1 pseudogene is annotated in these 1,029 nt (G+C 69.3%); it reads left to right on the top strand.

What is annotated here, in order from left to right:
* Nucleotides 1-1,029 (top strand): annotated as a pseudogene (locus ACZ6ZN_RS33100) (alpha-1,4-glucan--maltose-1-phosphate maltosyltransferase); the annotation flags it as partial.

Here is a 1,029-nt window from a genome sequence, read left to right as displayed (position 1 = left end):
TCGGAGGGCACGGCCGAGCGGCCGCACGGCACGTTCCGCACGGCGGCGCGGCGGTTGCCGGCGATCGCGGCGATGGGGTTCGACGTGGTCTACCTGCCGCCGATCCACCCCATCGGCACCACCTTCCGCAAGGGCAAGAACAACACCCTCTCCCCCGGTCCGGACGACGTGGGGGTGCCGTGGGCGATCGGCTCGCCCGAGGGCGGCCACGACGCCGTGCACCCGGACCTGGGCACGATGGACGACTTCGTGTGGTTCGTCGAGCGGGCGCGGGAGCAGGGGCTGGAGATCGCGCTGGACTTCGCGTTGCAGTGCTCGCCGGACCACCCGTGGGTGCACAAGCACCCGGAGTGGTTCCACCACCGGCCCGACGGCACGATCGCGTATGCGGAGAACCCGCCGAAGAAGTACCAGGACATCTTCCCCATCGCCTTCGACGCGGACATGGACGGTCTGGTGGCGGAGACGTGCCGGGTGCTGCGGCACTGGATGGACGCGGGGGTGCGGATCTTCCGGGTGGACAACCCGCACACCAAGCCGGTGGTGTTCTGGGAGCGGGTGATCGCGGACGTCAACCGCACCGACCCGGATGTGATCTTCCTGGCCGAGGCGTTCACCCGGCCGGCGATGATGCACACCCTGGCGCAGATCGGTTTCCAGCAGTCGTACACGTACTTCACCTGGCGCAACACCAAGCAGGAGCTGACGGAGTACCTGACGGAGCTGTCGGGCGAGGCGGCCTCCTACATGCGGCCGAACTTCTTCGCCAACACCCCCGACATCCTGCACGCCTACCTCCAGCACGGCGGCCGGCCGGCCTTCGAGGTGCGGGCGGTGCTCGCCGCGACGCTCTCGCCGACCTGGGGCATCTACTCCGGCTACGAGCTGTGCGAGAACACGCCGTTGAAGGAGGGCAGCGAGGAGTACCTGGACTCGGAGAAGTACCAGCTGCGGCCCCGCGACTGGGAGGCGGCCGAACGCGAGGGACGCAGCATCGCCCCGCTGATCACCCGCCTCAACACCGTCCGC

Source organism: Streptomyces sp. NPDC053665 (assembly GCF_055585285.1).
The sequence above is the reverse complement of the archived record's forward strand: the minus strand, read 5'-3'. Positions and strand labels throughout refer to the sequence as shown.